Consider the following 26086-nt stretch of genomic DNA (forward strand, 5'->3'; position numbering starts at 1 on the left):
ACCTCAGATTGGAGCACCGCCATAGTCCAGCGTCCGGGTCGGCAGCTCGACGGTCTGCGGGAGCCCGTCGCCGTCCCCGTCCAGCCTGCCGATCAGCATCGACGCCGCCTGCCGCCCCAGGTCGCGGGCGTCGTGGTCGATGATCGTCAGGGGTATGCCCAGCACGTCGGCGAGCTCGAAGTTGTCGAAGCTCACCAGGGCCGTCGGCTCGGCCCCGCGCTTGCGGCGCGGCGCGGCGAGCAGGGCACGGACCGCCCCGATCGCGTTCCGGTTGTTGGCGCAGAAGACGGCGCTCGGCGGGTCCGCGCGCTCCAGGAGGGACGCCATCGCCGCCCGGGCGGACTCGACGTCCTGCTGGCCGACGAGCACCAGGTCGTCGTCGAGCTCGAGGCCGGCGTCCTCGTGCGCGAGCCGGAAGCCCTCGTACCGGCGCTGCCCGGTGAAGACCGAGGTCATCGTGCCGAGAAACCCGATCCGCCGGTGGCCCGCGTCGATCAGGGCCGACACCCGGTCATAGCTGGCCTGCACGTCGGCCACCAGCACCGTGTCCGCACGGACGCCCGCGACCGCACGAGAGGCCAGGACCAGCGGGACGCCGCCCAGCGCGGCCGGGAGCAGGTGCCGCCTGGCCCCGGTCGGCACCACGATCAGGCCCTCCACCTGCCGGCCGATGAAGTCGGCGATCAGGAGCCGCTCCTTGTCCTCGTCCTCGCTCGTGCTGCCGATCAGGAGGCCCCGGCCGGAGTCGCTGACCACCTCGTCGGCCCCGAGGACGAACTCGCCGTAGTAGGGGTTGGCGACGTTGGTGATCGCCATGCCGATCAGCCCGGAGCGTTGGCCCGGTCGCAGGCTCCGCGCCTGCTCGTTGCGCCGGTAGCCGAGCGCGGCGACCGAGGCGTGCACGCGGTCCACCAGCTCGGGGCGCACGTTCTTGCCGCCGGACAGCACGCGCGAGACGGTCATCCGGCTGACCCCCGCGTGCTCCGCGACCGTCAGGATCGTCGGCTGCCGGCGTGTGGGTGCGACCAAGCCGTTCGCCTCCTTGGTGCTGCTCGATGGGGCACAGACCCTTGCGATGCCCGCACGGGTCTGGCTAGGGTAATTCTGGGAACGTTACCAATGGTGGTATCCGTCCGGAGGCGAAACATGGTCACTGCAACGTCGCAGGCGCCGGCCAGGCGCCCAGCACCCCGGTGGGGCGGTGACCGCACGCTCTCGCGACGGACCGTGCTCGCCGCGGCCGCCGTCAGCCCGCTGGCCGCGGCCCTCGCCGCGTGCGGCGGCTCCAGCACCCTCGGCGAGCGCAGCTCCACGCGGCTCGCGATGATGAACGACAACAGCGGATGGCTCGAGGGCTACCAGACCGCTGGCAAGGCGCTCGCCGAGGTCACCGGCTACGGCTTCGACGTCAACTCGATCGCGAACAACTACAACCAGATCGTCAAGATGTCGATCCAGACCCGGAAGATCGCCGACGTCGTGAAGTGGCAGTCCGGCTACCCGCTCACCGAGCTGGTCCGCGGGGGCCGGCTCGCCGCACTGGACGACGTCTGGGACGTGGCGGTCAGCCAGGACCGGGTGGACGAGTCGCTGCGACCGTTCGTCTCCGTCGACTCCCACGTCTACGGGCTGCCCCTCTACAAGTCCCACTTCGCGTTCTACTACTCGAAGGTGGCCTTCGACCGGTTCGGCCTCAGCCCGCCGGACACCTACGACGACCTGCTCGAGATCGCCAGGACGCTCCACGGCAACGGGGTAACGCCGTTCTCCGCCCAGTACAGCGACTGGCAGTCGATGTGCTGGTTCGAGGAGCTGCTGACCAAGACGGACCCGGAGTTCTACCGCGCCCTGACCAGCGGCCAGGCGGCCTACACCGACCCGACCCTGCTCGACGTGCTGCGCCGCTGGAGCGACCTCATGCAGCGCGGCTGGTTCACCGCCCTGGACCTGGACATCGCGTCGGGCTGCGGGCCCATGCTCAAGGAAGGCACGCTCGGCATGGTCCCGTACGGCACGTGGAACTCGGGCAGCCTGGCCGCCAACGGGGTCCTGCCCGGTGAGCACTTCGGCCTGTTCAACCTGCCGCCCGTCACGCGGGGCGTCGAGCACACGGTGATCGTCGAGTCCGGCGTCTTCACGCTGCCCCGGCAGGCCCCGAACCACGCGGCCGCCCTCGACGTGATCGGCGAATGGCTCGCCCCCAGCGTGCAGCAGCCGTGGAGCGACTACCTCCAGGACAGCTCGGCCAACCCGAACGTCCCGGTGAAGAACCCCGCGGTGGTCGAGCTGCAGGAGCAGCTCGCCAGGACGCGGGCCACGCCGCTGCAGCGGTTCTACGAGTCGAGCCCGCCCCAGCTCGTGCAGACCGTCCTGTCGGACGTCTCGGCCTTCATGCTGGCCCCGTCCCGGTACCGCGAGGCCGCGGAGCAGATGGCCAGGCACGCGGACGAGGCATGGACCGATTGGAACCTCGCATGAGCGTCTCCGTCTCGCCCGCTCCCACAGCGGACCGGCCGGCCGTGGCCGGTCCCCCGAAGCCGCAGCACGGCCCGACCCGCACCGACCGGCTGGCCGCGTCCGCCTTCATCGGGCCCGCGACGGTGTTCGTCGGCGTGGTGCTGCTCCTGCCCATGGCGTGGACGGTGGCCACCAGCTTCACGCGCTACAACGGCGTGACCATGCACTGGGAAGGGCTCGGCAACTACACGCGGCTGTTCGGCGACCCGGGGTTCGGTCAGTCGTTGCTCAACACCCTGATGTGGTCGGTGGGGTCGCTGGTGCTGCCCGTCGCGCTCGGCCTGCTGATCGCCGTGGTCACGCAGGGCAGCCGGCTCGGCACGATCGCGCGGATCGCGGTGATCATCCCGTACGCCCTGTCGGGCACGGCCACCGGCGTCATCTACAACTTCATGCTGCGCAGCGACGGCGCCGTCAACCAGGTGCTCGGGGCGGTCGGGCTGGACCCGGTCGACTGGCTGCTGCACTGGCCCCTGAACACGGTGACCATGATCGTCGCGAGCACCTGGCAGGCCACGGGCATCAACGTGGTGCTGTTCATGGTCGGGCTGCAGACGGTGCCACGGGAGACCGTCGAGGCCGCCAGGCTCGACGGGGCGTCCGGCGGTCAGCTCTTCTGGCGGGTGGTCTTCCCGCAGATGGCCTCGTCCACGATCGTCGTCGTCGGGATGGCGCTGGCCAACAGCCTGAAGACCTTCGACCTGGTCTGGCTGCTGACCGGCGGCGGGCCCGGCACGGCGTCGGAGACCCTCGCGCTGACCATGTACCGGCAGACGTTCCTGCTCAGCCGGTACGGGGTCGGCGCGGCGACGGCGGTGGTGCTGGCCGTCATCGTGGTCGCGGCGTCCTGGCTGTACCTGCGCCGCAGCCTCCGGCCCGAACCCACGTCGTGAGGAGATGACGATGCACAAGCTGTGGACGGGCCTCCGTCCGGTCTTCCTGGTACTGGTCACCGTGCTCTGGCTGCTGCCGGTCTGGCTGATGGTCGTCAACGCGGTCACCCCGTCGGCACAGTACTCCGGGACGCCCGCCTGGTGGCCCGGCGAGCTCGGGCTGCTCACCAACCTCACCGAGGCCTGGCAGACCGGGCAGATGGGACCGGGCTTCCTCAACAGCCTGTTCTACTCGACGGTCTGCGCGGCGGTCGCCGTCGTCCTGGCGGCGCTGGCGGGGTTCGGCACGGTGGTGCTGAAGGTGCGGCACAAGACGTTGTGGTTCTGGCTGATCTACTGCGGCACCCTGGTCCCGCTGCAGATCTTCCTCGCGCCCATGTTCACCGCCGCTGCCCGCAGCAACCTGTACGACACCCGGCCGGGCCTGATGATCGTCTACGTGGCCATCTCCATCCCGTTCGCGTACTTCCTGATGCGCAACTTCATCACCACGCTGCCGCGGGAGGTCTTCGAGGCGTGCTCCATCGACGGCGCCGGGCCGCTCGTGACGTTCCTGCGGATCTGCCTGCCGATGTGCCGCCCGGCGATGTTCGCCGCGTTCATCTTCCAGTTCACCTGGGCGTGGAACGACCTGCTGTTCGGCATGACCCTGACCGCGAGCCCCGAGGTCCGGCCGATCATGGCCTCCCTGATCAACCTGAACGGCAGCTACTCGTCGGTCGGTCCGCCCACCGTGCTGGCCGGCGCCCTGATCGCCTCCGTGCCGACGGTGGCCGTCTTCTTCCTCTTCCAGCGCTTCTTCGTCTCGAGCCTGGCCCTCAGCAAGTAACGCCCCGACCCCGCAGCGAAGGAGCTTCACCGTGCCCTCTCACGCCTACATGACCCCGAGCCCTGTCTGGGACGCGTCGTTGTACCGCAGCAAGATCCTCGACTACGCCGCGGACCAGGTGGTCGCCGTCGAGGGGCACCGGCTCGGCCTGGTCGCCGAGCCGCTGCTGCGCACCGACCCGGAGCACGGGCGGCAGCAGGTGGTCCGGCTGCAGTGGCTGGACGAGGAGGCGGGCACCGCACCCGACCTCACCTCGCTCCCGGTCGACGTCACGATCGACGGCAGTGCCGTCGGCACCGGACGGCGCCCGGTCGGTCCGTCCGGCGTCCGGCTGCTGGTGCCGGCGGTGGACGAGCCGGGCAAGCTCGTGGTCGCGCTGCCCACCCTCGGTGTGCGGCTCGAGCACACGCTGGAGCCGCAGCGGCACTGGGAGGTGCACCTGATCCACCACTCCCACCTCGACATCGGGTACACCGACCCGCAGGCCGTCGTCCGCGAGCAGCATCTCGGTTACCTGGACGACGTGCTGCGGATCGCCCGGGAGACGGACGACCGCGACGACGACGCCAGGTTCCGCTGGTCGGAGGAGGCGCTGTACTCCGTGACCGACTGGCTGGACAACCGGACCGAGCAGCAGCGCGCCGAGCTCGTCCGCCGGGTCCAGGAGGGCCGGATCTCGCTGTCGGCGATGCCCTTCAACCTGCACACCGAGATGTGCTCGACCGACGAGCTCTACGAGCTGCTGCGCCCGGCCCGCGACCTGCGGCAGCGCTACGGGCTGCGGTTCCGGTCGGCGATGCAGACGGACGTGCCCGGCGCCGTCGTGGGCCTGCCGGACGCCCTGTCGGCGCTGGGCGTGGAGTACCTGAGCGTCGCGCACAACTGGGCCGGCCGGTCGGCGCCGGACGAGACCGGCGCGATCGACCTGCCCCGGCTGTTCCGCTGGCAGGGTCCGCAGGGTGGTTCGGTGGTGGTCTGGCGCACGGACTCGCCGCACGGCATGGCGTACATGGAGGGTCCCACCGTCGGCTTCCACGAGTCGTACGAGCTGACCAGCAACCTCTTCCCCGCGTACCTCTCGTCGCTCGCCAAGCGGCCCTACCCGCTCATGCCGGGCAGCGTGTTCGGCTGGCTGGACACCACCGAACGGACGGACCGGCAGCCGTACCCGTGGGACGTCCTGCACCTGCGGGTGCACGGCAGCTGGTCCGACAACGCGGGCCCGAGCCGGACGATCAGCGACGTGGTGGCGGAGTGGAACGCCGAGTGGGACTTCCCGAGGCTGCGCCTGTCCACCAACGAGGACTTCTTCGACGCGGCGGTCGAACGGGTCGGTGACGAGCTGCAGACCTTCGTCGGCGACTGGAACGACTGGTGGGCGCACGGCGTCGGCGCGGCGGCCGCGCCGGTCTCGGTCGGCCGGACGGCGCAGGCGAGGCTGCGTGACGCACAGACGCTGTCCGCCGCGGCGCGGCTGATCACCGGCGCCGCGGGCGACCCGTTGGTCGACCCCGAACGCGGCTACGCCCAGCTCGCGCTGTGGGACGAGCACACCTGGGGCGCCTCCAACTCCTGGGAGCACGCCGACCTCGGCTCCTCCTCCGGGGAGCACCAGTGGTACTGGAAGGTCGCCCGCGCGTACGAGGCGCTCGACGAGGCGGAGCACGGCCTGCACGTGGCCGGGGCGACGCTGGCCGAGCACCTCGGCAGCACCGGCGACGCGTCGGTCTACCTGCTGAACACCAGCGGGCAGCCCCGAACCGAGGCGGTGGAGCTCTTCCTGCCCGCCAGCGTGACCGGGCTGGACCGGAGCGTGACCGTCACCGACAGCCGCACCGGCGCCGCGCTGGACCACGACGAACGGGTCGAGGAGCAGCGCAGCCGTGGCATCGGCCGGCACGTGCGGACCACCGTGGCCGACGTCCCGGCGGTCGGCCTCGTGCGGCTCGACCTCACCTCGGCGCCCGCGACCGACGTGCTGCGCCGTCGGGCCGCCGCGGCGTCGGGCGACCTGGCGTTCGAGAACGCGGTGGGCGAGCCCGTGGGCGCGGAGCGTCCTCGGCCGGCCGACGAGCTGGTGCTGGACAACGAGCACCTCCGGGTCGAGCTGGACCAGCGGGACGGGACCGTCTCCTCGATCCTCGACAAGCGCACCGGCCGGGAGATGGTGAACACGGACGCCGCCCTCGGCTTCAACGCCTACGTCTACGACCGGTACGCCACGAACGGGCACTCCAACCACAACTCGTCCAAGTTCGCCGACTCCGGCAACCTGGGCCTGCTGAGCTCCCGCGAGATCGGCGGACCGGTGGCGGTCGTCGACTCCGGCAGCGGCGCGGTGGACAGCTGGGTGCGAGTGGCGTCCTCCCGGGTGCCGGGGGGCGAGTCGCTGGTCACCACCTACCGGCTGCGGCACGACCGCGCGCAGCTCGACATCGTCAACCGGCTGGCCAAGTCGGACCAGCGGGACAAGGAGAGCGCGTTCTTCGCTTTCCCGTTCGCTGCCGCGGAGCCCCGGCTGCTGCAGGAGTCGGCAGGCGGGCTCAGCGGCCGGGACGCGGACCGCGTACCGGGCGGCGGTGAGTACCTGACCGCGATCCGGCACTGGATCGCGATCGACGACCTGGCCCCGGGTTCGGCCGCCCCGGCGATCGGCTGGGCGACGGCGGACGTGCCGCTGGTCGAGACGGGACACATCGCCCTGCCGTACGTCCCGTTCCCGAACACCATGCCCGACGACGAGCCGGCGACCATCTACTCGTGGGTCCACAACAACATCTGGGACACCAACTTCCCCGTCGAGCAGACCTTCGAGATGGACTTCCGCTACACCGTGCTGTTCGGCGAGGGCGAGGCGACGGCGGTCGCCGCGACGGCCGCCGAGTCCCTGGTCCACCCGCTGCGCGCGGTGTTCGGCGCGGGCGACGGGGCGCCCGTCGACTCCCTGTCGCTGCTGGAGGTCGAGGACCCGCGGGTGCGGCTGGTGGGTCTCCAGGAGAGCGCCGACGGCTCGATTCTGGTCCGGCTGTTCTGCACGTCGCCGGACGGCGCCCGCACCGCCATCCGGCTGCCCGACGGCGTCACGTCCGCGCACCGGAGCAGCTACTGGGGCGACCGGGCGGAGCCGCTGGAGATCGCTGACGGCCGCGTAGAGCTGGAGGTCGCGAACGGCGCGGCGGCCCTCACGCTCGGCTGACCCGGGCCGCCTGCATCGCGGCCGGCCGAACGTAGGAGTTGTCGCTCCAACGGCATCGCGGCCAGGCGAACGTAGGAGTTGTCGCTCCAAGACGACCTGTGGAGCGACAACTCCTACGTTCGACGGCAGATCAGACCAACAGGTACGAGTGGTGCAGCTTCACGCGACGTGCGCCCAGGCACGCACCGCCGCACGGATGGCCTCGGACCTGTTCGCCAGGCCCTCAGCCTTGGCCTGCCGGTCGAGCGCGGCCAACGTCGCAGCATCCAGCCGGGCTGGCACGACCTCGCCTGGCCCGTCACCGACAGGAGGGCGCCCGCGGCCGCGCAGCTTGGTCACGTCATAACCGACCTCGGCCTCCTCGGCCCACACCTGTAAATAGGCGTCAGTCAACGGCGGGATGGCCGATCGCGTAGCGGTCATGCACAGTGCACTCAGCTGAACGTCACGGGCAGGCCCAGGGATCCCCTGAGCCGCTCCGCGTACGGCACCCGGTCCGCCGCCGCGACGTACACAGCGTCCAGGTGCCGCAGGTAGAGCTCGTCATCCTGGTATCTCGGCAGAACGTGCACGTGCAGGTGCCAGACGTCCTGGTCACCGGCAGGCTCGTTGTGCTGCCGTGTCGACACGCCGCCGCAACCGTAGGCATCCTTCATCGCCACGGCGACGCTCCGGGTCAGGTCCCAGATCCCATGCCCGACGCGGTCCGGCAGGTCGTACAGGTTCTCGTGGTGCTCCCGAGGGATCACCAGCACGCCACCAGCGTTGGCCGGCCACCACTTCGGCGCGATCCGCGCGTAAGCCATGTCCGTCACGCCGACGACGTCGGCCGGCTGGTTCCGTTCATCGAACACGCCCTGCTGCAGCAGGCAGAAGGGGCACCGGTACCCGCTCGGTTCATGCCGTACTCCACGCGCGCCTGCCTGGTCGCTCATGCGCCCTCCTGCAGTTCTCCCAGCCGGGTCTTCCCCGGCCCTCGCGACGCAGCCTCAGAACGCCCGGTGCGTCCAGCGGCCCGCTAGGAGGGTGCCCGCCACCGGCATGCGCCGCAGCCCCTCCGCGTCGCCGGCCACCAGCCCGCCGCCCGTCGGCTCGCCGTCCGCGCCCTCACCTGAGAGCGGGTCCGCGTCCAGCACCACCAGGTCCGCCGGCCCGCCCGCCGTCGGGTAGAGCCCGCGGCCGTCCGTCGAGGCCTCCAGCGCCGTCCGCAGCCCGATCCGCTGCTCCGGATGCCACGCGGCGCGCCCGTCGCGGGAGCGGCTGACCGCCGCGGCGACCGCGGCCCACGGGTCGAGCGCCGCGACCGGCGCGTCGGAGCCCAGCGCGAGCACCGCCCCGGTGTCGGCCAGGGAGCCGTAGGCGAAGGCCAGGCCGGTGCGGCCGGCCCAGTGCCGGTCGGCGACGTCGCGGTCGTCCATCGCGTGCTCCGGCTGGACCGACGCGATCACGCCGAGCTCGGCGAACCGGGCCAGGCTCTCGGCGTCGAGGAGCTGCGCGTGCTCGACCGAGCCCCGTGCGCCGGTCGCGGCGAACGCGTCCAGGGCGAGGGCGTTGGCGTGGTCGCCGATCGCGTGGATCGCGCACCGCAGACCGCCGTCGTGGGCGCGTCTCATGAGCGGGATCAGGTCCTCCGGCGGTACCGACAGGATCCCGTGCGCCTCCGGCCCGGTCAGACCGGGGTAAGGATCGTGGCAGTAGGCGGTCCGCGTGTTGAGCGATCCGTCGGTGACCACCTTGTACGGGCCCTGCTCCAGCAGGCCACCGGTACCGGGCAGCACGTCCCCCGTGCGCAGCCCCGCCGCGAGGACGTCGTCCAACCACGCCGTCCAGACGCCGGCCCGCACGCGCAGCGCGCCGAACCCCGCACCGAACCGCCGGCTCCAGACCATGCGGTTGTCCGTGATCTCCAGGTCCACCACGCCGACCACGCCCCGTGCGGCAGCGGCCGCGGCGGCGTCAGCGACCCAGGAGTCCGCGAGACGGTCGTCCACCCTGTCGACGACGGCGGACAGCGGCAGCCACTCGCTCTCCCGCAGCACCCCGGTGGGGTGGGAACCCACCCCCACGAACCGCAGCCCGGCGGTGCTCAGCCAGGCACAGTGCAGGTCCCCGGACACCAGCACGACGGGCACGGAGCCCGCCACCGCGTCGAGCAGAGCCGCATCGGGAACGTCGGGCCACAGGCCGTCCCGGAACCCGAACCCGACCAGCGCCGTACCCGGCTCGGGCGGCCCCTCGGCGAGGCGGTCGCGCACCAGCCGTACCACCTCAGCGGCGGACCGCGCACCCGACAGGTCGAGACGACGACGCACCAGTGCCCACTGCGTGAGGTGCACGTGCTTGTCCCAGAGGCCCGGCAGCACGGTCCGGCCGTCCAGGTCGACGCGTTCCACCGGCGCTCGCGGACCGCCGCTCCCCGCGGCCTCCAGGTCGCCGCCCGCGAGCGTGCCCGACGGCGCGATGCCCCGGACCCGGCCGTCACGCAGCAGCAGGTCGACGGGGCCACCGTGCCCGGCGAGGCGCGCACCGGTCAGCAGCAGCGGCTCGGTCCGGGTGCTCGTCCCGGTCACGCCGCGCCGCCGCTCCGGCCGGCGGACCGCCTGTCGAGCTCCGCGCGCATCTCGGCCGCGAGCGCCGGCTGCGCGTAGTGGGGGTCGGTCTCCAGCGCGGCGACCACCCGTTCGGCGACGGCGAGGGGCTTGTCCTGGCTCAGCTTCGCCTTGCCCTGCCACCGGGTCACGCGCAGGCGGAACGCCGCTGCGCCCTTCGCGAGGCGCCGTGCGAAGTCCTCGACCTGGGGCAGTCGGACGGGCTGCGGCATGACCGACTCGTACCGGTCCACGGTGTCGGACAGGACCTGGTACGACTCGTCGGGCGCGAGCAGCTCGACCGTGCAGTGCAGGTGGACGGCGACGTAGTTCCACGTGGGCACGGCGGGGCTCAGGTCGTACCAGCCGGGCGACACGTACCCGTGCGGGCCCTGCACGATCAGCAGCGACTCGCGGCCGCTGTCCAGCCCGTGCAGCACCTCGTCGGGCCGGCCGACGTGGCTGAGGAGGCTCATCGGCTGCCCCTGGGGCGTGTCCTCCAGGAGTACCGGGAGGTGGGAGGCGACGGGCGCTCCGTCGTCCGCCACCGAGACGAGGGTGGCCCAGCCATGGTTGCGGACCAGGTCGCGCACGCGGGCCTCGTCCTCGATCACGTACTCGCGGTTGTCGATCACGGTGCCATCGAACCACCGCGGGTCTGCTTCCGGGGCTTACCGTCCGGCAGCGCCGACCCTCGGAAGCCCGGCGGGTGAAGTCGAGACCTCCGCGTTATCCGCTCTCCACCTGCCCGTAAGGCTCCCGCCCTACATTCGTCGGCGTGCCAGCCACCGGCGCGCCCATCGCGCCCCTCCCCGTCCTTGTCCGCCCGCGCCAGGTCGTACCGCGTGGCACGGCCTGTGGATGAGTCGCGGCGCCCTTCGTCGGACTACTACGCATTGCGCGGTACTGTGTCATCCGTGAATACCTCACCGGTGCCCCAGGGAGTCCACGCCGTGCCCGCCGACGGCATGCCCTCCGACGGCACGGCGCCCGGCGGCACGCGGGCGCCAGCGCGCTCCCGGCCGGCGCAGCGGATCGGCGCGGTCGACGGCCTGCGCGGCCTGGCACTGATCCTCGTCGTCGCGTTCCACCTGTTCGGCCAGGGCCGCGTCTCGGGCGGCGTCGACGTGTTCCTCCTGCTGTCCGGATACTTCGCGACGAGCACGCTGTTCCGCCGGGCCGAGTCCGGCAGCCTGCGCCTGGCGGCGCACTACGCACGCACCCTCACCCGCCTGCTCCCTGCCGCGCTGGTGGTGCTCGCGGCCGTCACGATCGCCCTGCTCACGCTCGCCCCGCGGATGAGCTGGTCGTCCGGCCTGCGCGAGGTCGGGGCGTCCGCGACCTTCTGGGAGAACTGGGAGCTCGTGCACGCGTCGCTCGCCTACGGCGCGGCCGGGCCCGAGACGAGCCCGCTGCAGCACTTCTGGTCGCTGTCGGTACAGGGCCAGTTCTTCGCCGCCTGGCCGCTGGTGGTGCTGGGCCTCGTCGCCGGCGCCCGGTGCCTCGGCAGGCACCGGCGCGGCGCGCCCAGGCCCGCGACGCTGCTCGCCGCGGTCACCGGCGCCGCCACGGTCGCGTCGTTCGTGGGCGCCCTGTGGCTCGTCACCGTGGACCAGCCCGTCGCCTACTTCAGCACGTTCACCCGGTTCTGGGAGATCGGTGCCGGTGCGCTGCTCGCCCTGGCCCTCCGTTCCCGGGCACCCCGGCGAGGCCCCCTGCTGACCGTGCTCGGCTGGGCGGGGATCGCACTGGTCGCCGGGTCGGGGTTCCTGGTGGACGGCGCCCACGTGTTCCCCGGCGCCTGGGCGCTCGTCCCCGTCGGCGGCGCGGCGCTCGTGCTGGTGGCGACAGCGCCGGCCCCGACGCGGCCGCGGGCCGGCCGAGGCGTCGAGCGGCTGCTGGACAGTGCCCCGCTGCGCTTCGGCGCGCGCATCTCCTACGCCCTCTACCTGTGGCACTGGCCGATCCTCATCTTCTGGCTCCTCACGACCGAGACCCGGCAGGTCGGCCCTGCCGCGGCCGCCACGATCCTCACCGCCTCGACGGTTCTCGCGTGGCTCACCACCCGCTATGTCGCGGAACCGCTCCTCGTCCGGGTCGCCGACCGCCTGGCGGCCCGGCGGGCCGCCGCCCCGGACCCGACCTCGCTGAGCGGCGGCGTCGGCCACCGGGCGGCCACGACACCGTCGGGCAGGCGGACGCTCGCGGCCCTGGCCGGCGCGGCGGTACTGGTGCTCGGCGGCACCCAGGTCGCGGCGGCCGGGCACGACGCGACCGTGCGGCAGGACATCGCCGCGCTGCTCGTGCCGTCACCCGACCACCCCGGCGCGGCGGCGCTCGCACCGGACGCACCCCTCCCCGACCCGCGGCACGACGCCCCGTTCCGCCCCGCCACGTGGGTCGCCTTCGACGACCACCCGGACCGCCCCGACTGTGCCCAGGGCGGCGACAGGACCGAGGTGCTGGAGTGCACCGTGGTCTCCCCCGCCGACCCGACGGCCGTGGTCTACCTCGCCGGCGCCTCGCACGAGCAGCAGTACGAGGAGGCCTTCGTCGCGCTCGCGCACGAGAACGGCTGGGAGCTGCGCCAGATGCTCAAGCACGGCTGCCGCCTCGCGACGTCGCACGACGGCGACGGCGACGGCGAGGTGCCACCCGCGTGCACCACGTGGAACGAGGACGCCCTTCAGGCCCTGGTCGCTGCCCGCCCCGACGTCGTGGTCGTGGTCGGCACACGCACCTACGAGGACGGTTCGCCGGAAGAGACCCTGCCCGGGCAGGTCGAGGCGTGGCGCACCCTGGACGCGGCCGGGATCACGGTGGTCACCATCCGGGACAACCCCCGCTTCGAGTGGTTCGTCCCGGAGTGCATGGTCGACGCCGTCTCCGCCGAGGCCTGCGGACGGCCACGGGTGGAGCTGTTCGCCGACGTCTCGCCCGTGACGACGGCGCCCGGCGTGCCGGACGACGCCGTCCACCTCGACCTCACCGACTCGATCTGCGGCCCCGTCACGTGTGACGCCGTGGTCGGCAACGTGCTCGTCTACCGCGACGACGACCACCTGACCAACACGTACGTACGGACGCTCACCCCCGCCGTCGACGAGCAGCTCAGGTCACACTTGACCTGGCTTTTCGACGAACCGGCCACCCCTTGACCCGACGGATTTTGGTAGGTTCCGCTCGTGCCAGACCTCACCGCCACCGCAGCCCGTCCGCCTCGCACGACGCGCCCCCGGATGGGCCTGCTCGACGGGATGCGGTTCCTCGCCGCCGCGGCGGTGATGCTGTTCCACTACACGGCCCTGGGGAACCCGTCCTGGGACCGCCCGCCCGCGGACGTCTTTCCCTCGCTGTCCGCGTGGACGTCCCTGGGGGCCTTCGGCGTCGACCTCTTCTTCGTCGTGTCCGGCTTCGTGATCCTCCTCACCGCCTGGGGCCGTGATGTGCGCTCCTACGCCATCTCGCGCATCACCCGCCTCTACCCCGCCTACTGGACGGCGGTGCTCCTCACCGGCTTCCTGCTGCTGGTCCTCTGGCCCGACCGCCGCGAGAACCTGGACCTCAGCACCGTCGGCATGAACCTCACGATGTTCCAGTCGGCCTTCGGGGTACCGCACGTCGACGGCGTCTACTGGACCCTCTGGGTGGAGCTGCGGTTCTACGTGCTCGTCGGTGTCCTGCTCGTCATCGGCCTCACCGGGGCACGGGTCCTCGCGTTCGCCGCCCTGTGGCCGGCCCTCGCCGCGATGGCCCACACGGCGGAGCTCGACCTGCTGGCAGACCTCCTCATCTGGAACTACGCGCCCCTGTTCGCCGGCGGCATGGCGCTGTTCCTGCTCACCAAGGACCGCCGCTCGCTGCTCGCCTGGCTGGTGCTCGCCGAGAACGTGGTGCTGGGAGCCGTCTGGTCCGGGCGCGAGACGGCAGGGATCGTCATCGCGAACACCGACCGCGAGGTGCCCGGCGCGGTCTCCGCGATGATCGTCGTGGGCTGCTTCGCCGCCGTCGCGCTGGTGACGCTCACGCGCCTGCGCCACGTCTCCGCCGCGTGGCTGACGACGGCCGGCGCCCTCACCTACCCGCTGTACCTGGTGCACGAGTACTGGGGCTGGTGGGTCATCCACCAGCTCAGCGGCACCCTGCCGCGGTACGTGGTGCTCGGGATCGCCGTGGCGGTGGTGCTCGCCATGGCCTGGCTGATCATGCGCTTCGTCGAGAAGCCGCTGGCGCCCGTGCTCAAGGACGGACTGCGGCGTGCGTTCCAGCGGCTCGAGATCCTCGACCCGCCGCCCGTCCGCGCGAGCGGTCCGAGCCCGGCAGCCGACCCGCCGGTGGCCGCCGCGCCGGTCGTGGCCAAGGAGCCGGCCGTCGCGGGGCCCGGCAGGGGTTAGCGGCCCGTCTGTTTCGCTCCGGTTAACGGTCGGCGGATGGGCTGGCGATCTGCGCGCAAAAGCGTAGGTTGCCCTACGGGTCCCACACGGGGGCCCGACCTCATCCAGGAGAGTGAACATGCGCATCTCCCACCACCGGCGAGCACTCGCCGTCGCTACCGCGACGACGCTTGCACTCACCGCGCTCGGCACCGGCGCCGGGTACGCGGCGGACGAGCCGGAATCGACACCCGTCCCGATCGTCACCCCGGACGGCGCCCTGTTCTCCTACGTCGTCAACACGGAGGACGCGAGGACCCGCGACACCGTCCTCGCCATCAAGGCGATCGAGCGTGCCGACGGCGTCGTCGTGCAGGCCTGGCCGCAGATCGGCGTGATCGTCGCGCACTCGGCCAACGGGTCGTTCCGCGAGGACGTGCTCGTGGCCGACCGCGTCGGCGTCGTCGAGTCCGTCGGCGCCACCCGCACCGTCTCCCCCACCGAGGGCACCCCCGGCGCGGAGAGCCCCGAGGGCGCCGAGAAGAGCAAGACCGTGCGGGGCCAGGCCAAGAAGGGCGTGACCGGCTGGACCGTCGACGAGCCGGCCGGCACCACCGCCGTGCCCGACCCGGGCGAGGCCACCCAGTGGGACATGGAGATGATCAAGGCCGACCAGGCGCTGGAGATCAACCCCGGCTCCCCCGACGTCACCGTCGGCGTGCTCGACTCGGGCATCGACGCGTCGCACCCCGACCTGGCCAGCCAGGTCGACGCGGACCAGTCGGTGAACTGCACGGACGGCGGCAGGCCGGACCTGTCGGCGACCGGCTGGCTGCCCACCACCTCCGACCACGGCACGCACGTCGCGGGCACCATCGCGGCGGCGCAGAACGGTGTCGGCATCGTGGGCGTCGCCCCCGGAGTCAAGATGGCCTCCGTCAAGGTCGTGAGCGACGACGGGTTCATCTACCCCGAGTACGCGATCTGCGGGTTCATCTGGGCGGGCATGCACCGCATGGACGTCACGAACAACTCGTACTACGTGGACCCGTTCATGTACTGGTGCGAGGACCAGCCCGACCAGCACGCCGCGAAGGAGGCCGTGCGCCGCGCGGTCGACTTCTCGACCAAGCGTGGCGTGGTGCACGCCGCCGCCGCGGGCAACGCCGCGACCGACCTGGCGAACAACACCACGGACACCGCGAGCCCGAACGACTCGACGGCCGTGGAGCGGGTGATCAACTCCGGCTGCGAGGACATCCCGGCCGAGCTGGACGGCGTGGTGACGGTCTCGTCGCTGACGGAGTCCACCGACCTGAGCTCGTTCTCGAACCGCGGCCTCGGCAAGATCGACGTCGCCGCACCGGGCAGCGCGATCCTGTCCACCGAGCTCGACGGCACCTGGGACCTCAAGAGTGGCACCTCGATGGCGTCGCCCCACGTCGCGGGCGTGCTGGCGCTCATGAAGTCGGCGCACCCGCGCTGGAGCCCGGCACAGCTGGAGGAGGCCGTCCGCGCACAGGCCGACGACCACGAGTGCACCACCACGACGCGCGGGCCTGCCTGCGTGGGCGAGCTCGAGGAGAACAGCTTCTACGGTGACGGCATCGCCGACGCCCTGGACGCCGTGACCACCGAGTAGTCGTTCGGCCGGTAGCGGGCAGGACGGCGCGAGACCGCCGTCCTGCCCGCCTACGCCACCGTCGGAGTCATCAGAATTCACCCGCGTGTTAGAGTCCGTCGGCTGACGTAGGACGACGAGGTTCCAGGTTTCATGACACAGAGAGTGGTCTTCCACATCGGTGCCCCCAAGACGGGCACCACGTTCCTGCAGCAGGTGCTCTTCGCGAACAAGGCACGGCTGGAGGAGCACGGGGTCCTTGTGCCCGGTGAGGCATGGGGGGTGCATGCCGGCGCGGCCGCAGGCCTCCGGCAGGGCCCCGGCGGGCGCAGGCACATCGAGTGGCGGCGTCTGCTGACGACGCTGCGCGACTGGCCCGGCGACACCGCGATCGTGAGCTGCGAGTGGTTCCCGATGGCGACGGTCGAGCAGACCGCCGAGGCGCTGGAACAGCTCCAGGAGATCGGCGAGCTCCACGTCGTCGCCACCGCACGCGACCTGGTGGACCAGGTTCCTGGAGCGTGGCAGGAGTTCCTGAAGCTCGGCCACACCTCCTCGATCGACGAGTTCGCCGCGACGATGGACCAGTCAGGGGTCCGCTGGTGCTGGGACGTGCTCGACATCGCCGAGGCGCTCGAGCGCTGGGGCGCGGGGCTTCCGCCGGAGCAGGTCCACGTCGTCACGCTGCCGCCGCGGGGCGCGCCCCCGGGGACACTCTGGAACCGGTTCGCGACGGCGTGCGGCATCGACCCGTCGTGGTGCTCGACCGACGTGAAGTTCGCCCGCGAGTCCATCAGCGTCGAGGCGGCCCGCCTGCTGCAGCTCGCAGGCCCCCAGCTCCGTGCCGCCGTGCAGACCGACTCGGGAAAGTGGAACGAGGCGTACGTCTGGATCCAGCGGTACCTGTCCCACGACATGCTCCTGAACTTCTCCGGCTCGAAGATCACGATGTCCGGCGAACAGATCGAGGCGGTGCGTGCACGGTCCGAGCGCTCGATCGAGCGCCTGCGCGAGCGCGGCTACGACCTCGTCGGTGATTTCGCCGACCTCACCTCCTCCGTGCTGCCCCAGGGCGCGCGGCATCCCGACACCGTCACCGACGCCGAGGTGTTCACCCTGGCCGCGGAGCTCATTCCCGCTCTGCTCGACCGGCTCCCCGAGGAGCGCCGCACACCGATCGCGCTCCATCTCGTGGCAGAGGCGCTGGGCGAGACGCGGGGCCGCAAGGAGCCGGCCCCGCGCAAGAAGGCCGCGCAGCCTGCCCAGGCCCCGGCCGAGAGCACGCCCTCCGTCCCCGCCGAGCCGACGCCCCCCGCCGGGGCCGCGGCAGCAGCAGCAGGGGCCCCCGCGCCACGGTCCCGCGCTCGGCGCCGGATGGCACGGGCCCGGAAGATCATCCGGCGCGGGATCAACCGCCTGCGCTAGCCAGCAGGTGGTTCATGAACGAGCCCGGGATCTTCAGCGCGTCGTCGATGTAGCGGTAGCTCAGCTTCTGCACGAAGGACTCACCGAAGAGCGACTCCAGGTCGAGCTGGTCGACGGGCTCCGTACGGTGCCGCATGAAGGCGGTGGGAGGGCCGAGCTTCGGCCGGGGAGACCGCATCCACAGGCGCTGGAACTCCTCGTCGCACAGCACGAGCGACTCGAAGACGTAGTGGAGCAGGAAGTAGTAGCTCCACTCCTTGTGCTCGCGGAGGTACGTGTGCAGGGCGCTCCGTGCCATCCGCACCAGGTAACCGTCCGGTTCGCTGACCATGAGCCAGGTGGCGAGCGTGCTCCCGGCCTTCTCGAACGCGAAGAACCCGTCCGCGCCCAGGCGGTCCAGGTGCGGGCGGGGGTCCTCCGTCACGAAGCAGGTCGCGTCGATCCAGGTGCCGCCGAACCGGCCCAGCAGCTCGAGCCGCAGGAGGTCCGAGCGCGCCGCGTGCCCCATCTCGATCGCGTCGATGTCCGCGGGGATGCGTACGAGTTCCGCCGCGCCGACCGCGTCGAGGGGCACGACGTCGCTCCCGCCCAGCTCCCGCAGCCGGCGGTGGCACGTGGCGACCACCTCGGGCAGGTCGTCCCACCCCTGTGCCCAGTAGGTCCAGATCGTCGACCGGCGGTCGGCCTCGCCCCGCAGGCTCTCCCGCGCGGCGGCCCGGATGTCCGTCAGGTGGTCCTCGACGAACCGGAGCACCTGGCGCCGCATGCCGAAGAACTCCGGGTTGTTCGCGGCCATCACCCGTTCGAGCGGACGGGTGCTCGGGTCGTGGTCGAGCAGGTCCGCGAGCCTGCGCCGCGCCTCGTCCTTCTGACCTGCCCGGTTCAGGTACCGGACGAGCTCCATGACCGCACGTTCGGCCGGCCGGCGCTGTCCGTCCACCACCTTCGCGAAGGTGCTGGCGGCGTCGGCGGGCCGCCCGCAGGCCGCGTACGCCTTGGCCAGGTCCCGGTACCACGCCATGGGACTCTCGTCCCTGGCTCGCACGGCCAGCTCGTAGGCCTCGGCGGCGCGCGCCGGGCTGCCCGCGGCGAGGGCCGCCGAGCCGAGCCGCGCCCACCAGAACGCCGGCGCGTCGGGCCGCCGCTCGAGGGCCGCCTCGTAGGCCGCCACCGAGCGGTCGGTCGCGTCAAGGGCACGGGCCGTCTCCGCGGAGAGGAACCACCAGTCGCCGGACACCTCGGTGCCGGCGACAGTCCTGCGAAGCAGCTCGTCCGCCTCAGCGAGGGCTCCCTCCCTGAGCAGACGCACCACCACGTCGGCCGGCTTGGCGCCCCACAGCCGCCGCGGCCGGCCGACGATCCCGTCAGGGATGCGGACCGTCGTACCGCCGATCTCGACCTGTTCCATCACGTACCCGTTCTCTCGACGAAGACGACGCCGGCGCCCCCTGTCACCGTGCCCGGACAAGACCTCGGTCTTGTCGAGCAGGGCGACCGGGGGCACCGACGTCGTACCCTCTGGTCCGCCGAACCGCTCAGACGGTGTGCGGCAGCGTGCCGATCATGCCCGCGGCGACGGTCTTGTTGGTCGCCTCGTCCACCAGGATGAACGCACCGGTCTGGCGGTTGGTCTGGTAGGAGTCCACGAACAGGGGCTGAGTGACGCGGAGCCTGATCCGAGCGATCTCGTTCAGCTTGATCTCCGTGGCGTCCTCGTCACGATGCAGCGTGTTCACGTCGATGCGGTAGTTGATGTTCTTCACCATCGCCCGCGCCCACCGCGTGGTGTGCTTGATCGCGTACTTCTTGCCCTGCACCAGCGACGCCGACTCGTCCATCCAGCAGATCTGGGCGTCGACGTCCTGCGTCACGGTGGGGGCGTTGTTCGGGCGGCAGATCATGTCGCCGCGCGAGATGTCGATCTCGTCCGCCAGCCGCACCGTCACCGACATGGGCGGGTACGCCTCGGAGACCGGGCCGTCGGCCGTGTCGATCGACTCGATGGTCGTCTCGAGGCCCGCCGGAAGGGCCAGCACCCGGTCACCCGGCTTCATCACGCCGGAGGCGACCGTGCCCGCGTAGCCCCGGTAGTCGCGCACGTCGGCCTGCTGCGGCCGGATCACGTACTGCACCGGGAACCGCACGTCGACCAGGTTTCGGTCGGAGGCGACGTGGAGCCGCTCGAGGTGGCTGAGCAGCGGAGAACCGTCGAACCACGGCATGTTCTCCGACCGGGTCACCACGTTGTCGCCCGCCAGGGCGGACACCGGGATGAACGTCAGGTCGGGCACCCGCAGGCGGGACGCGAACTCGGTGAACTCGGTACGGATCTGCTCGAAGACCTGCTCGTCGTAGTCGACCAGGTCCATCTTGTTCACGCAGACGACGACGTGCGGCACGCCCAGCAGCGTGGCCAGGAACGTGTGCCGGCGCGACTGCTCGACGACGCCCTTGCGCGCGTCCACGAGGATCAGCGCCACGTCCGCCGTCGAGGCGCCCGTGACCATGTTCCGCGTGTACTGGGTGTGGCCGGGGGTGTCCGCGATGATGAACTTGCGCTTGGGCGTCGCGAAGTAGCGGTACGCCACGTCGATGGTGATGCCCTGCTCGCGCTCGGCACGCAGGCCGTCGGTCAGCAGCGACAGGTCCGCGTAGTCGTTGCCGCGGTCCTTGCTGACCTGCTCCACCGACTCGAGCTGGTCGGCGAAGATCGACTTGCTGTCGAACAGCAGGCGGCCGATCAGCGTGGACTTGCCGTCGTCGACCGAGCCCGCCGTCGCGAAGCGGAGCAGGTCGCCGCTGACGACCTCGCTGAGCGTCTCGGTGGCCCCGGTGTCCTCGGGGAGAGTCGTCGTCATCAGAAGTACCCTTCCTTCTTGCGGTCCTCCATGGCGGCCTCGCTCACCTTGTCGTCGCCACGGGTGGCGCCGCGCTCGGTCAGACGCACCGCCGCGACCTCCTCGACGACGCCGTGCAGCGTGGTCGCCGCCGACTCGACGCACGCGGTGAGGTTCGCGTCGCCGACCGTGCGGTAGCGCGTGGACCTGACCTCGGCGGTCTCGCCGTCCTTGAGCGGGGTGAAGTCGTTGACCTCGAAGAGCATGCCGCCGCGGTCCACGACCTCGCGCTCCTTGGCGAGGTAGAGGTCGGGCAGGTCCATCTGCTCGGCCTCGATGTAGGCCCAGATGTCCAGCTCGGTCCAGTTGGACAGCGGGAACACACGGATGGACTCGCCCTGGTGGACGCGACCGTTGTAGAGGCTCCAGATCTCCGGGCGCTGGTTCTTCGGGTCCCACTGGCCGAAGTCGTCGCGGAAGGAGAAGACGCGCTCCTTGGCGCGGGCCTTCTCCTCGTCGCGGCGTCCTCCGCCGAACAGGGCGTCGAAGCCGTGCTTCTCCACGGCCTCCAGCAGCACCGGCGTCTGGATCCGGTTGCGGGAGCCGTTGGGCTCCTCCTGGACCAGACCACGGTCGATCCCCTCCTGGACGGAGGCGACGACCAGCTGCACGCCCGTGCGCTCCACCCACCGGTCACGGCAGTCGAGCACGGTCTGGAAGTTCAGCCCGGTGTCGACGTGCATGATCGGGAACGGGACGCGCGCCGGCGCGAACGCCTTGACGGCGAGATGCAGCATGACGATGGAGTCCTTACCACCGGAGAACAGCAGGCACGGCCGTTCCATCTCGGCGACCACCTCGCGCATGATGTGGATGCTCTCGGCCTCCAGGCTGCGCAGCTGGCTCAGAACGTGACTCTTCACGGCTGGGCACCTTCCTTGCTATCTGCCCCGACCACGGACGCGACACCAACGGTGTCGAGCAGCTCGCGCAGGCGCTGAGCCAGGGCCGGGGGGCATACGAACAGGTCAGGGAGCCAGGGGCTCTCCCGGTTGTACTCGAGCTCGGATCCGTCGAGACGCGTGCAGACGAGTTCCCTGGACCGGGCGACAGCGACAGGCGCGGCCGAGTCCCACTCGTACTGCCCACCGCCGTGGACGTAAACGTCCACTGTACCGTCGGCCACCGCCAGCATCTTGACACCCGCCGAGCCCATCGGCACGAGCTCGACGTCGCTCCGCTCCGCCAGGGCAGCGACGAACTCCGGCGGACGGCTGCGGCTCGCGGCGATCCGCAGCGGGCGGTCGCCCGACAGGACGGCCGTGAGGTCGTCGTCGCGCACCACGCCGTCCGCCGTGGTCAGGACCAGGCCACGGGCGGGGAGCGCGACAGCTCCGACGGTGAGCCCCGCGCCCCGCTCCCAGAGCGCGACGTGGACGGCGAAGTCGTCACGCCACTGCCCGGCCAGCGGGCCGTCGGTGTGCCGCTCGGCGAACTCACGGGTGCCGTCGAGGGGGTCGATGATCCACACACGATCTGCACGGGTCCGGGACTCGTCGTCCTTGGCCTCCTCCGAGAGGACCGCGTCAGCGGGCCGGGCGGCGGAGAGGGCGGCAGCGAGCCACGTCTGAGCCGCGGCGTCCCCGGCGTCCTTGAACTCCTTGGCGACGAAGGATCCGCCCGCGGCGTCGACCTCCGCGCGGAGCGCCACGAGCACCTCCGCCGCTCCCGAGGCGAGTGCGTGGGCGAGGGCGTCATCGTCGAGCGACGCCTGAGGGAGCGTGGGGGAGGGCGCGTTCATCGATCTCCAGGTCTGCGGAATCTTCAGGTGGTGCACCGTGGCGCTGCCTGCCCGACAGCGAGCGCTTCGGGCGGGGGCCGGGTGAACTCCGGCGAACGCGCCGAGGCTACCATTCGTGCATGCGATCCATTGCCAGGGGGCCAGTTCCATGCTGATCGACAATCTAGGAACACTTATGGCCATTAAACCGACCGGACAGATCGGATTTACGATCTGCGGAGCCCTGAGCAGGCAGGGGGCATGCTCGTGAGCATCGATCCGGCACTGATCACCGGCGGGCTCCTCGTCGGATTCATCGTCGGGCTCACCGGCATGGGCGGCGGGGCCCTGATGACCCCGATGCTCATCTTCGTCTTCCGGGTGGATCCGCTCGTCGCCGTCTCCAGCGACGTGGTCGCGAGCCTGTTCATGAAGCCCGCCGGCGCGTTCGTCCACCTCCGCCGCAAGACGGTGAACCTCAAGCTCGTCCTGTGGCTGTGCGTCGGTTCGGTGCCCGCCGCGTTCTCCGGCGCCCTGCTCATCCAGGCGCTGCCGTTCGGCGACTCGCTCGACGCGGCGCTCAAGGTGGTCCTCGGGATCGCGCTGCTCATCGCCGCCATCGGCCTCGTCGTCCGCGCGGTCCTGCAGATGGTCCGCAGCCGCTCGGCGTTCGGCGAGGGTCCCACCCGGCCCTCCGCCCCGCGAGAGCTCGTGGTGCGCCCGGTCCCGACCGCGATCCTCGGCGCCGTCGCCGGGCTCCTGGTCGGCATGACGTCGGTGGGCGCCGGCTCGATCGTCATCGTCGTGCTCCTGCTGCTCTACCCGGCGCTCAAGGCGTCACAGCTCGTGGGCACCGACCTGGTCCAGGCCGTCCCGCTCGTCGCTGCCGCGTCCATCGGACACCTCCTGTACGGCGACTTCTCCCTCGGGCTGACCACATCCCTCCTCATAGGCGCGATCCCGGGCGCCTGGTTCGGCGCCCACGTGTCCTCGCGCGCGCCGGGCGGCATCATCCGCCGCGCCCTGGCCATCCTGCTGCTCGCGTCCGCGCTCAAGCTCCTCGGTGCGAGCATGGAGGTCGTCGTGGGTGCCGCGATCGCCGCCCTGGTCGGCGGCAACCTCGTCTGGATCTGGGTGCGGCGCCGGTTCGGCCGGCCCGCGGCGGCCGAGCGCCGGACACCCGAACACCCGGCGCCCGAACATCCAACGCCCGACCCAGCACCCGACGACCACGCCCCGGTCTCCGCAGACGACGAAACGAGCAACCGAGCATGACCGACTCCCCCACCCGTGTCCTCACCGACGACGAGCTCGACCTGCTCGAGCTCGCGCTCGGCGGGGGCGTCGCCCCCGCCGTCCTGGCGACCGCCCTCGGCGGCACGCCGGACGAGTTGTCCGGGAGCGAGCCACTGGTCCTCACCGACACGGAGAACACGCCGCTGGCCGCGCTGGGTGCCAAGGGCCTCGAGCCGCTCAAGCCGATCGCCGCGGCGCTCGGCCCGCAGTGGGACGACACGCTGCGACGCGGCGCGCGTGAGGTTCGCGCCGAGACGCCGGAGGGCGCGGTCAAGCTCCTCGTCACGGAGGTCCCGACCCGGGAGGACGTCGACCTCGCCGGCCGCCTGGCCGACGGCGCCGCGGCGGTCCTCGTGCTCGTGCCCGTCGCACGCCGCACCCCCGCGCCCGGCGCGGTCGGCGCATCCGGCCTGGTGCGGGCTGCCTCGGCCCTCGCCGCCGGGCTCGCGGGCGGCACGCGCCCGGTCCGCACCGTCGTCGTCCCGTGGTCCGGCCTCGGCGCGTCCTCCCTCGACGACGTCGCCGACGCCTACGGGCCGGGCCGCACCGAGACGCTCGCGGCGCACCGCACGGCCGCCACCGCTCAGCGGCTGGCCGCACTGCCCACCCTGCACGGGACCGAGGTCGCCCGGCTCTACCCGGAGGTCTCCGCCGCGGAGATCGAGCGTGCCGCGAGCGGCGCGCACCGCCGCGGTGCCGTGGTCTTCTTCACCGGCCTGTCGGGCTCGGGCAAGTCGACGGTCGCGCGTGCCCTGGCCGCGGAGCTGGACGACGACGGGCTCGGATCCACGCTGCTCGACGGCGACGCCGTGCGCCACCACCTCTCCAAGGGCCTGGGCTTCGACAGGGAGTCACGCGAGACGAACGTGGAGCGCATCGGGTACGTGGCGTCCCTCGTGGCCAAGCACGGCGGCATCGCCGTCGCAGCGCCGATCGCACCGTTCGCCGCCGGCCGGGCCCGGGTGCGGGCGCTGGCGGAGGCCACCGGCGCGCACTTCGTGCTGGTGCACGTCAGCACCCCGTTGGAGGTGTGCGAGGCGCGCGACCGCAAGGGTCTCTACGCGAAGGCACGCGCCGGCGAGATTCCCGACTTCACCGGCATCTCGTCGCCGTACGAGGAGCCGACCGATGCCGAGGTGGTCATCGACACCTCCCAGGTGCCCGTCGAGGAGGCCGTCCGTACGGTGCGTGCGTACCTCGCGAACCGCCTGGGTGCTTGACTCGGCCCCCAGGCAGTGTCAAGGGTCTGTGGTTAGATTCAGATCGCCCGAGCGGGGAACGCCGCGACGCGCCGCGTCACGGAGCAGAAGTACGCATGTGAGGAATCAGCGATGGATGACAAGCGCACGCCCGACTGGCGTCGCGGCTACGGCGAGGGCAAGGCGCTCGGCGCTCGGTTCAGGGGCCAGTTCGGACCGGTCACCGCCCACCGGACCGCCCTCGACGAGGTGCAGCACGGGTTCGCCGACCTGCTCGTGTCGAGCGCCGCCGGGACCACACCCTCCAAGGAGGAGGTCGCGGAGCTGCGCAAGCTCGCCGTGCGCAATCGCACCCACGACTGGGAGGGCATCACCCTCGGTGTGGTCACGGCCCTCTGGAAGATCTTCGGCGACCGGGGCGCCGAGTCCTGGCTCCCCGTGATGCTCGCGGAGGCCGGCCGCTTCGAGGAGGCGGCGGCAGTCCCCCGCAAGCGCGTCCCGGGTGGACCGCCCGCCTTCGCCGAACCGGTCGTCTCGACGGCGCTCTCGGCGCTCGGGCGTGAGGACGAGGCCAAGGAGCGCATGGCGCAGCTGCTGGAGGCGTTCCCCGGGCTCGAGGAGCGGTTCGTCAGCATCTGGGGAACCGACGCAGGCTCCCAGCAGTTCGCCGCCCTGCGGAACGCGGCGGACCCCGAGGTCCTCCCGGTGTTCTTCCACCTGCCGTTCTCGGGCGGGACCAGCATGATCGTCTCGCTCAAGCGGACCGTTCCGTGGGCCAGGATGATCGAGATCAACCGGCGGTTCGGCGAGCTCCAGATCGAACGCGCGCTGAACTACTCCGCGAAGGAGCTGGCCGACTTCATGGTGGTGCACCAGCACCACCCCTTCGGCTTCACGCTGCCGGGCCGCCGCCTGTCCTACTTCACGGTCCTGCGCGACCCGGTCGCCCAGATCCGCTCCGGGTACTTCAAGCGCCAGGCGACGCCCCACATCATCGGGACCCGCGACAAGTCGCCGACCTTCGACGACCACATCGCGTACACGGTCGAGAACGGCCTGACCAACATGCTGTCCCGGCAGATCGCGACCACGCACCCCGCGATCCAGGCCAAGTACCGCGCGCGGTACGGCGACCGGGGCGCATACGGCCCCATCGCCAACGAAGAGGACATGTACTGGCTGGAGGCGACGGCGGACCTGAGCGAGTCCGAGCTCGAGCGGCTGTGCCGGGAGACCCTCGAGGAGCGGTTCCACCTGGTCGGCACCATGAAGCACCTGGCGGCCAGCCACCTGGCGGCCGTGGCGAGCACCGGCGTCCCGGTCGCCGAGCGGGTCGGGCACCAGGGCAAGTCGGGCCAGCCCACGGAACAGGTCGAGGAGCCGACGTCGATCACCCGCCTGCGTGCGGCGAACGGCGTCGACCAGCTGCTCTTCGAGGACTACACCGCTCGGTTCGAGAAGGAGCACCACGGCCTGATCCAGGCCGTCGAGGGCGAGTGACGCGACGCCCCGTCGCTCCTCGAAGGTGCCAG

General features: G+C 71.7%; 20 protein-coding genes. 11 read left to right on the forward strand and 9 right to left on the reverse strand.

The annotated features are described in order from the left end of the window. Positions 1 to 3: 3 nt before the first annotated feature. Complete coding sequence (locus ACYVK7_RS02230; RefSeq protein WP_460886043.1) at positions 4 to 1029, reverse strand: LacI family DNA-binding transcriptional regulator; 1026 nt, start codon at positions 1027 to 1029, stop codon at positions 4 to 6. Positions 1030 to 1146: 117 nt separating this feature from the next. Between ACYVK7_RS02230 and ACYVK7_RS02235 the strand changes: the two genes are divergently transcribed. Genes ACYVK7_RS02235 through ACYVK7_RS02250 form a run of 4 tightly spaced genes read left to right on the forward strand, consistent with a single transcriptional unit; the run spans position 1147 to position 7435 of the window. After that, complete coding sequence (locus ACYVK7_RS02235) at positions 1147 to 2478, forward strand: ABC transporter substrate-binding protein (RefSeq protein ID WP_460886044.1); 1332 nt, start codon at positions 1147 to 1149, stop codon at positions 2476 to 2478. Beyond that, positions 2475 to 3410, forward strand: a complete 936-nt coding sequence (locus ACYVK7_RS02240) for a carbohydrate ABC transporter permease (protein ID WP_460886045.1) — start codon at positions 2475 to 2477, stop codon at positions 3408 to 3410. Before ACYVK7_RS02235 ends, ACYVK7_RS02240 begins: the two co-directional genes overlap by 4 nt. Positions 3411 to 3420: 10 nt before the next feature. Then, positions 3421 to 4239, forward strand: coding sequence for a carbohydrate ABC transporter permease (locus ACYVK7_RS02245; RefSeq protein WP_460886046.1), 819 nt, complete (start codon positions 3421 to 3423; stop codon positions 4237 to 4239). Between the two features lie 31 nt (positions 4240 to 4270). Continuing rightward, on the forward strand, positions 4271 to 7435 hold the full coding sequence (locus tag ACYVK7_RS02250; RefSeq protein WP_460886047.1) for a glycoside hydrolase family 38 N-terminal domain-containing protein: 3165 nt from the start codon (positions 4271 to 4273) through the stop codon (positions 7433 to 7435). Between the two features lie 159 nt (positions 7436 to 7594). On the opposite strand, the gene ACYVK7_RS02255 is transcribed toward ACYVK7_RS02250, so the two are convergent. Genes ACYVK7_RS02255 through ACYVK7_RS02270 form a run of 4 tightly spaced genes read right to left on the reverse strand, consistent with a single transcriptional unit; the run spans position 7595 to position 10658 of the window. After that, positions 7595 to 7858 (reverse strand): ribbon-helix-helix domain-containing protein, encoded by a 264-nt coding sequence (locus tag ACYVK7_RS02255; protein WP_460886048.1) that lies wholly within the window; start codon positions 7856 to 7858, stop codon positions 7595 to 7597. Positions 7859 to 7869: 11 nt separating this feature from the next. Next, complete coding sequence (locus tag ACYVK7_RS02260; RefSeq protein ID WP_460886049.1) at positions 7870 to 8370, reverse strand: HIT family protein; 501 nt, start codon at positions 8368 to 8370, stop codon at positions 7870 to 7872. A 54-nt stretch (positions 8371 to 8424) separates the two neighbouring features. After that, on the reverse strand, positions 8425 to 10005 hold the full coding sequence (locus ACYVK7_RS02265) for an amidohydrolase (RefSeq protein WP_460886050.1): 1581 nt from the start codon (positions 10003 to 10005) through the stop codon (positions 8425 to 8427). Next, positions 10002 to 10658: an FMN-binding negative transcriptional regulator gene (locus tag ACYVK7_RS02270; RefSeq protein WP_460886051.1), complete on the reverse strand. Its 657-nt coding sequence runs from the start codon at positions 10656 to 10658 to the stop codon at positions 10002 to 10004. Before ACYVK7_RS02270 ends, ACYVK7_RS02265 begins: the two co-directional genes overlap by 4 nt. Positions 10659 to 10940: 282 nt before the next feature. Here ACYVK7_RS02270 and ACYVK7_RS02275 point away from each other — a divergent pair, with 282 nt between their 5' ends. The 4 genes from ACYVK7_RS02275 to ACYVK7_RS02290 all read left to right on the forward strand — a co-directional run bounded on the left by ACYVK7_RS02275 (position 10941) and on the right by ACYVK7_RS02290 (position 17442). Then, positions 10941 to 13181 carry an acyltransferase family protein gene (locus ACYVK7_RS02275; RefSeq protein WP_460886052.1) on the forward strand — a complete coding sequence of 747 codons (2241 nt, stop codon included), beginning with the start codon at positions 10941 to 10943 and terminating at the stop codon, positions 13179 to 13181. Between the two features lie 27 nt (positions 13182 to 13208). Beyond that, complete coding sequence (locus ACYVK7_RS02280; protein ID WP_460886053.1) at positions 13209 to 14417, forward strand: acyltransferase family protein; 1209 nt, start codon at positions 13209 to 13211, stop codon at positions 14415 to 14417. Between the two features lie 118 nt (positions 14418 to 14535). Next, a complete protein-coding gene (locus ACYVK7_RS02285) occupies positions 14536 to 16038 on the forward strand; it encodes a S8 family peptidase (RefSeq protein ID WP_460886054.1) in 1503 nt (500 codons plus the stop codon). Between the two features lie 132 nt (positions 16039 to 16170). Further along, on the forward strand, positions 16171 to 17442 hold the full coding sequence (locus tag ACYVK7_RS02290) for a hypothetical protein (RefSeq protein WP_460886055.1): 1272 nt from the start codon (positions 16171 to 16173) through the stop codon (positions 17440 to 17442). Here ACYVK7_RS02290 and ACYVK7_RS02295 read toward each other — a convergent pair. From ACYVK7_RS02295 to ACYVK7_RS02310, 4 genes are all read right to left on the reverse strand, one after another. Further along, the gene (locus ACYVK7_RS02295) at positions 17426 to 18850 is read right to left on the reverse strand and encodes a capsular polysaccharide synthesis protein (RefSeq protein ID WP_460886056.1); all 1425 of its coding nucleotides are present in this window, start codon (positions 18848 to 18850) and stop codon (positions 17426 to 17428) included. The genes ACYVK7_RS02290 and ACYVK7_RS02295 overlap by 17 nt on opposite strands. A 127-nt stretch (positions 18851 to 18977) precedes the next feature. Beyond that, positions 18978 to 20300, reverse strand: coding sequence for a sulfate adenylyltransferase subunit CysN (cysN, locus tag ACYVK7_RS02300; protein ID WP_460886057.1), 1323 nt, complete (start codon positions 20298 to 20300; stop codon positions 18978 to 18980). Continuing rightward, entirely contained in the window at positions 20300 to 21202 is a 903-nt protein-coding gene (cysD, locus tag ACYVK7_RS02305) for a sulfate adenylyltransferase subunit CysD (protein WP_460886058.1), read from the reverse strand. Before cysD ends, cysN begins: the two co-directional genes overlap by 1 nt. Continuing rightward, on the reverse strand, positions 21199 to 22080 hold the full coding sequence (locus tag ACYVK7_RS02310) for a 3'(2'),5'-bisphosphate nucleotidase CysQ (RefSeq protein ID WP_460886059.1): 882 nt from the start codon (positions 22078 to 22080) through the stop codon (positions 21199 to 21201). The genes cysD and ACYVK7_RS02310 overlap by 4 nt, the downstream gene beginning before the upstream one ends. Positions 22081 to 22326: 246 nt before the next feature. On the opposite strand from ACYVK7_RS02310, the gene ACYVK7_RS02315 reads away from it, so the two are divergent. The 3 genes from ACYVK7_RS02315 (at position 22327) to ACYVK7_RS02325 (ending at position 26054) form a co-directional block, all read left to right on the forward strand. Further along, complete coding sequence (locus ACYVK7_RS02315) at positions 22327 to 23334, forward strand: sulfite exporter TauE/SafE family protein (protein ID WP_460886060.1); 1008 nt, start codon at positions 22327 to 22329, stop codon at positions 23332 to 23334. Further along, positions 23331 to 24575 (forward strand): adenylyl-sulfate kinase, encoded by a 1245-nt coding sequence (gene cysC / locus ACYVK7_RS02320; protein WP_460886061.1) that lies wholly within the window; start codon positions 23331 to 23333, stop codon positions 24573 to 24575. The genes ACYVK7_RS02315 and cysC overlap by 4 nt, the downstream gene beginning before the upstream one ends. 111 nt (positions 24576 to 24686) lie before the next feature. Next, complete coding sequence (locus ACYVK7_RS02325) at positions 24687 to 26054, forward strand: hypothetical protein (RefSeq protein WP_460886062.1); 1368 nt, start codon at positions 24687 to 24689, stop codon at positions 26052 to 26054. Positions 26055 to 26086 lie beyond the last annotated feature (32 nt).

The sequence above is a fragment of the Promicromonospora xylanilytica genome (assembly GCF_054782895.1).